The following is a 6,931-nucleotide window of genomic DNA, read 5'->3' as shown; positions in this document are numbered from 1 at the left end:
TTTGAAGTTTTCGTTGTAACGTACTGACATAGCGATGTCCTCCTTGGTTTGAATAATATTATAATATATTATTCGAACAAGTTGTTACAAATTTACTATATCACTACATTGCTTTCCTATTCTCTGAATACTATACTGCCGAGTATTCCTCCGGAATGGTAAAACTAATCCGTACACTGCCAAATGGACGAAATAAATTGTTTTCGAAAAAACTTATCCTCTCCCTTTTTGGAACTGTTTTCGTCTATCTTGCGTGCTACGTCCCGCAGTTACTGTATTTACACAAAACGTATGGTTTCTCCAATCTTCTTGCACCCCTGCGCTCGCTTTCTGCTATGTCAGATTCCATGTTTGGAAATCTTTCTCTGCTTGGATATATCATACTGATCTATACGATACGCCTCATGATGGCAGTGTTTGTACTGTATGTCATTATTATTTTATCCTTGTATTTTCGTCACACGATCCCTGCTGCCTCACTGACAGGTGTTCTGCTTGCTCTGCCGCTTTTTGTCCATATTCTTGGGATTCGGATGTTCGACTACTGCTCACTCAACGCATTATTTTCCGTCAATCTGATGTTTCAGGAGTGGAATAAATACGTAACAATCCCTATTTTGTTCCTGCCTGGCATCGGAATTGTCCTTTTCCATCTGACTGCAAAAAAAATCTCAGCCAGACAGTGAGTTGTTTCCCTAAAAATCCCTATTTTTTCAAAAAATTTATGGGACAGAAAATTCCATCGAAATCCTCTGTCCCATAAACACGTTTTTTTCAATCTTTATTTTTTTCAAAGACAGTACTTGCCATTCTTCTATCCAAGGCATTATACAAGGATTGTAAGTTCCCCTGCCAGCAACATCGCTGTAACTGCAAAAACCAACAGATAATATTTCACCTCATCCGCAAACGGAGGCATACTCAAAAACCAGTCTTTCACTTTTTTTCTTCCACTAAAAAAAATCAGTACAGCCTGTATGACCGGCATCAGAAAGATTTCCACTTTCCCTGAGTAGCTGTCAGCAATTCCCTGACTGTTAAAGTGCATTGGTATCCTGTCCGGCAAAAACCAATAGGATACTGCTGCAATCACAAATGTAAAAATACAGATGAACCATGATTTTTTATTATTCAAAAACCAGCTTGCCATATTCTTTCCCTTCTTTTTTTCGTATTATGCCTGATGCACCGCCTCTAAAACTTTCTTTAAATCCCATACATTCATCTGTCCCGGCGCAGATGTTTTTCCCACTGCTCCAAATGTCATGACTGACCCTGTGCATTCCCCTGCGACCCTGCTCAAGGCGCCAAGCCCTGCCATGGACATGGTGATCAGAGGAACACTGTCTTTTTGTCCGCTCTTTTCCACAGTTGACAAAAGAAGAGTCAGCACATCCTTTTGTGTCCTTGGCATCACTGCAATTTTTGCAATATCTGCACCCAGTTTTTGCATGGAATCCAGCCTCTTCACAATCTCCTCTTTTTCCGGGGTTTTTTCAAAATCATGATTGGACGCGATCACCACTTTTTCCTCTCTGTGTATGCCATCAATTAACTCCCGGACCACTTTTTCCCCTGTGAACAGTTCCACATCCAAAAGATCCAGAAAGCCACTTTTTGCTACTTCGAGGTTGAGTTTTTGATATTCCTCTATAGAGATTTCCTTCTCTCCGCCTTCCTTTTTTGTTCGGAAAGTAAAGAGAATCGGCATGTCCTTAAGAATTTCCCTCAACTCTTTTGCCGTTTGTTTTACCTCTTCTAAACAAAATACCTTTTCGTACCAGTCTGCGCGCCATTCCACAATGTCAGCCGGAGTCTTTTGGATCTCTTTTGCTGTTTCTAGGATCTCGTCTCTTGTTTTTCCCACGATCGGCACACAGATTTTAGGGATTCCGGCTCCAAAGGTAACCCCTCTTACTGTCACGTTTTTCATCCAACTCCCCCTTTTTCTTTCGGTTTATGCTCTTGTAAAATCTATAAACAGTATACGATTCCCCATGTATATTTTCAATATAAACATCTATAATCTCTTCCAGCCTTCTCTAATGTCCACATCATATTTTTTTGCAAGTCATATTTATATAGTCCCATTATTTTTAATTATATTTAATATTTACTTTGTTTTATCAGCCAAAAGTATTTCTTTGTTTGAGATTGGATGGTTTGGTTACAATTTATTCTTAACGAAAAGAGACACAGGATTTTTATCCTGTGCCTCAAAAATATTTTTCCCGCTCTCGCATCAAGGTCAAGCCGTTGTGGTTAGGGAATATTCACTTTTATAAAATGCTATTATGAATGATTATTCAGCATCTGCGTAGAGAGTTACCAGTTTCTTCAGATACTGATATCTGTCTTTTGCTTCTTCCTCATTCTGTGCAAACAGTTTTGCAGCTTTCTCAGGGTTCTGTCTTGCAAGTGCGTTGTAACGTACCTCGCCGTTCAAGAATTCCTGATAATCTCCTGTAGGCTCTTTGCTGTCAAGGAAGAATTTGTTTCCTTCTGCCGCAGGGTTGAAACGGAAGTTGTTCCAGTATCCGCATTCAACAGCCAGCTGCTCTTCTGTCTGAGCTTTGCTCATACCTTTCTTGATTCCATGGTTGATACATGGAGCGTAAGCGATGATCAAAGATGGTCCCGGATAAGCCTCTGCCTCTGCGATTGCTTTTACTGTCTGGTTGAAGTCAGCACCCATTGCAATCTGTGCCACATATACGTAGCCGTAGCTCATGGCAATTCCTGCAAGGTCTTTCTTCTTCGTTTCTTTTCCGCCTGCTGCGAACTGTGCTGTTGCACCTGTCTTTGTAGCTTTGGATGCCTGTCCGCCTGTGTTGGAGTAAACTTCTGTATCAAATACCATGATGTTGATGTCCTGCCCGCTTGCAAGTACATGGTCCAGACCACCAAATCCGATATCGTAAGCCCATCCGTCACCGCCGAAGATCCACTGGGATTTCTTAGCAAGGAAATCTTTGTTGTTTACGATCTCTTTGCATACATCACAGTCACATCCTTCAAGTGCTGCAACCAATTTATCTGTAGCTGTACCGTTTGTAGCGCCGCATCCGAATGTTTCCAGCCATTCATTGCATGCTGCCTTCACTTCATCAGATGCTTTGTCTGATGCTGCAACAGATTCTACTTTTGTCTTAAGACCATTTCTGATCGCTTTCTGAGCAAGCAGCATACCGTATCCAAACTCTGCGTTGTCCTCGAACAGAGAGTTTGACCATGCAGGTCCTTTTCCTTCCGGTGTCACTGTATATGGTGTGGAAGGTGAGGAGTTACCCCAGATGGAAGAACATCCTGTCGCATTTGCGATATACATTCTGTCTCCGAAAAGCTGTGTAACCAGTTTTGCGTATGGTGTTTCACCACATCCTGCACATGCGCCTGAGAACTCAAGCAATGGCTGTTTGAACTGGCTTCCTTTTACAGTTGTCTCTTTGAATTTTGCCACTACTTCCGGTTTCACTGGAATCTCTCTTCCGTAATCGAAGTATTCCTGAACATAAGCATTTGCCTCCATGTTTTCCATAACAAGGGCTTTCTCGCCTTTCTTTCCAGGACATACATTTGCACAGGAACCGCATCCTGTACAGTCAAGAGCGGAAACTGTAATGGCAAATTTCATATCCGGCATACCTACCATCGGAATTGTCTTAAATCCTTCCGGAGCTTTGGATGCCTCTTCTTCTGTCAATGCAACCGGACGGATAACTGCGTGCGGGCAGACATATGCACAGCGGTTACACTGAATACAATTTTCCGGTTTCCAAATCGGCATATCTACCGCGATACCACGTTTTTCGTATGCGGATGTACCGGATGGTGTAGAACCATCTACATATTCTGTAAATGCAGATACAGGCAGAGAGTTTCCTTCCTGAGCATTTACTTTTGCCTGAATATTTTTAACGAAGTCTACAGCGTCAGCTCTTCCGCCTTTCACTTCCGGTGTAAACAATCCTTCGTCAGCGCAGTCTTTCCAGCTGTCCGGAATCTGTACTTCGTGAACTTGTTTTGCACCTGCATCAATTGCATCATAGTTCATCTGAACGATCTTGTCACCTTTTCTTCCGTAAGTAGCTTTTGCAGCAGCTTTCATAAGCTCGATCGCATGTTCTTCCGGAATGATGGATGCAAGTTTAAAGAATGCAGACTGAAGAACTGTATTGATACGTCCGCCAAGTCCGATTTCTTTACCGATCTTGATACCATCGATGGTGTAGAATTTAATGTTATGGTTTGCAATGTATGCTTTTACCTGTCCTGGAAGATGTTTTTCCAATCCTTCCATATCCCATGGACAGTTGAGAAGGAATGTTCCTCCGTCTACCAATTCCTGAACCATGTTGTATTTGTTCACATAAGATGGGTTGTGACAGGCAACAAAGTTTGCGGAATGGATCAGATATGTGGATTTGATCGGGCTCTTTCCGAAACGTAAGTGAGACATTGTCACACCGCCGGATTTTTTGGAGTCATAATCAAAGTAAGCCTGTGCGTACATATCTGTATTATCACCAATGATCTTGATGGAGTTCTTATTCGCACCTACTGTACCGTCTGCTCCAAGTCCCCAGAATTTACAGTTGATCGTTCCTTCCGGAGTTGTCACAAGAGCTGGTCCAACTTCCAGTGAAAGGTTTGTCACATCATCCACGATACCGATCGTAAATTTCTGTTTTTCTGTGTTCTCATATACAGCAACAATCTGTGCCGGAGTTGTGTCTTTGGAACCAAGTCCATAACGTCCTGTGTAAACCGGAACTGCATCGAATTTTGTTCCTTTCAAAGCAGCCACTACATCCAGGTACAATGGTTCTCCAAGTGCTCCCGGCTCTTTTGTTCTGTCAAGTACGGAAATCTGTTTTACAGTTTCCGGAATTGCATCAACCAATGCGCTTGCGCAGAATGGTCTGTAGAGACGTACTTTTACAACACCGACTTTTTTGCCCTGAGCCATCAGGTAATCGATTGTCTCTTCAATTGTATCGCATACAGAACCCATAGCCACGATCACGTGCTCTGCGTCTTCTGCTCCATAATAGTTGAACAATTTATAGTTTGTACCGATTTTTGCATTTACTTTGTCCATGTACTCCTGTACTACTGCCGGAAGGGCATCATAGTAAGGGTTGCAAGCCTCTCTTGCCTGGAAGAAGATATCCGGGTTTTGAGCGGATCCTCTCTCGCATGGATGATTTGGATTCAATGCATGTTTACGGAATGCGTCGATTGCATCCATATCTACAAGGTCTTTTAAGTCTTCATAATCCCATGTCTCAATTTTCTGGATCTCATGGGATGTACGGAAACCGTCAAAGAAGTTGATGAACGGAACTTTTCCCTTGATCGCTGCACAGTGTGCAACAGGAGTCAGGTCCATAACCTCCTGCACGCTGGATTCGCAAAGCATTGCGCATCCTGTCTGGCGGCATGCAAGAACGTCGGAATGATCTCCAAAGATGGAAAGTGCGTGACTTGCAAGTGCACGGGCAGATACATTGATGACACCCGGCAGCTGCTCACCTGCGATTTTGTACAGGTTTGGAATCATCAGCAACAATCCCTGAGATGCTGTAAATGTAGTAGTCAAAGCACCGGCTGCCAAAGAACCATGAACTGCACCGGCTGCTCCTGCCTCGGACTGCATCTCCGTAATCTGTACGGTCTGTCCAAAAATATTTGTTCTTCCCTGGGTAGCCCACTCGTCAGCTGCTTCAGCCATAACAGAAGATGGGGTGATAGGGTAAATCGCCGCAACGTCTGTGTAAGCATAAGATACATGAGCAGCAGCATGGTTACCATCCATGGTTTTCATTTTTCTTCCCATTGGTATGTTCCTCCTTATTTTAATAAATGAATATTATTGGTTTTTCCCATATATACTGTATTATAGTCGTTTGAAAATTAAAATTCAACATGAGAAAGCGAAATGCTTGTTCCTTTTTGTATACAATGAAAAAAGGAAACGCATTTCGCTTTCATTCTTCTTATCTTTTACTGATAAACATTTTAAAATCTCCTGTGCACTTTCCCGGCTCTTCTCCGTCCCAGATAGATCACCACCGGAGCCGCTACAACAAGCACTCCTGCCAGCACCTGTGACACCGGCCATCCGATGCCCGGAATGCAGAGCTGATCCGTTCTAAGTCCTTCGATCCATACTCTTCCAAGCCCATATCCGAAAAGATACATAAAAAATACTTCTCCGTCAAATTTCTTGTATCGTTTGTAAAAGTTCAGGAAAATTAGCACGCCCAGACACCAGAGGGATTCATACAAAAAAGTCGGATGTACCTGTATATAGCTCACCCCGTCGATCAGACGGATATGCTCCTGCATCTTTTCCGTGATGTCAGACGCACGTACCGCATCCACCGGCAGCTGCATTGCAAACACATTGTTTGTGTAATCCCCAAAAGCCTCACGGTTAAAGAAATTCCCCCAACGGCCGATCATCTGTCCCGCGATCAGACCAAGGCAGGCTGTATCCATAAGTTTCCATGCAGACAGCTGTCTGATCTTTGCAAATACAATGACCGTGATAACAGCCGCGATGATCCCTCCATAGATGGCAAGTCCACCCTCTCTGATATTAAAAATACTGAGAAGATCGTCTTTATAATTTTCCCATGAAAAAATGACATAATATAATCTAGCCCCAATGATCGCAAAGACAATGGCAAAGATTGCCAGGTCAAAATAATCCTCTGAATTTTGTTTTGTCCTCTTTGCCTCAGCCGCCGCGATCAGGACTCCCGCAATCATTCCAATTCCGATGATAATTCCATAGTAGGCAATCTCAAATCCAAAGATGGAAATGGATTTTCCCACATGCTCCAGATGTATTCCCAGGTTCGGGAAATTGATCGACATATCCATAATTTCTAATCCTTCCTAAGTTCAGCCAATCTCCTTGGTA

General features: G+C 42.9%; 5 protein-coding genes. 1 reads left to right on the top strand and 4 read right to left on the bottom strand.

The window, feature by feature from the left end; all coding sequences use genetic code 11:
* The first annotated feature begins 155 nt into the window (after nt 1-155).
* Nucleotides 156-686 carry a hypothetical protein gene (locus tag B5F18_RS11290; protein WP_143468419.1) on the top strand — a complete coding sequence of 177 codons (531 nt, stop codon included), beginning with the start codon at nt 156-158 and terminating at the stop codon, nt 684-686.
* A gap of 140 nt (nt 687-826) precedes the next feature.
* Here the strand turns inward: B5F18_RS11290 and B5F18_RS11285 are convergent, their stop codons facing one another.
* The 4 genes from B5F18_RS11285 to lgt all read right to left on the bottom strand — a co-directional run bounded on the left by B5F18_RS11285 (nt 827) and on the right by lgt (nt 6,891).
* A complete protein-coding gene (locus B5F18_RS11285; protein WP_087157759.1) occupies nt 827-1,150 on the bottom strand; it encodes a DUF1648 domain-containing protein in 324 nt (107 codons plus the stop codon).
* A gap of 24 nt (nt 1,151-1,174) precedes the next feature.
* The gene (gene aroD, locus B5F18_RS11280) at nt 1,175-1,933 is read right to left on the bottom strand and encodes a type I 3-dehydroquinate dehydratase (RefSeq protein WP_087157758.1); all 759 of its coding nucleotides are present in this window, start codon (nt 1,931-1,933) and stop codon (nt 1,175-1,177) included.
* A 369-nt stretch (nt 1,934-2,302) separates the two neighbouring features.
* Nucleotides 2,303-5,839 carry a pyruvate:ferredoxin (flavodoxin) oxidoreductase gene (gene nifJ / locus B5F18_RS11275; protein ID WP_087157757.1) on the bottom strand — a complete coding sequence of 1,179 codons (3,537 nt, stop codon included), beginning with the start codon at nt 5,837-5,839 and terminating at the stop codon, nt 2,303-2,305.
* 182 nt (nt 5,840-6,021) lie between these two features.
* Nucleotides 6,022-6,891 (bottom strand): prolipoprotein diacylglyceryl transferase, encoded by an 870-nt coding sequence (gene lgt, locus B5F18_RS11270; RefSeq protein ID WP_087157756.1) that lies wholly within the window; start codon nt 6,889-6,891, stop codon nt 6,022-6,024.
* Nucleotides 6,892-6,931 lie beyond the last annotated feature (40 nt).

The organism is Lachnoclostridium sp. An181 (assembly GCF_002160325.1).
GTDB lineage: Bacteria > Bacillota > Clostridia > Lachnospirales > Lachnospiraceae > An181.
This window is presented reverse-complemented; position numbering and strand designations above follow the sequence as displayed.

Excerpts from the sequence above, each read along its gene's own strand:
- B5F18_RS11290 (WP_143468419.1), top strand. The coding sequence starts at position 156 with ATGGTAAAACTAATCCGTACACTGCCAAATGGACGAAATAAATTGTTT.
- B5F18_RS11285 (WP_087157759.1), bottom strand. The coding sequence starts at position 1,150 with ATGGCAAGCTGGTTTTTGAATAATAAAAAATCATGGTTCATCTGTATT.
- aroD (WP_087157758.1), bottom strand. The coding sequence starts at position 1,933 with ATGAAAAACGTGACAGTAAGAGGGGTTACCTTTGGAGCCGGAATCCCT.
- nifJ (WP_087157757.1), bottom strand. The coding sequence starts at position 5,839 with ATGGGAAGAAAAATGAAAACCATGGATGGTAACCATGCTGCTGCTCAT.
- lgt (WP_087157756.1), bottom strand. The coding sequence starts at position 6,891 with ATGGATATGTCGATCAATTTCCCGAACCTGGGAATACATCTGGAGCAT.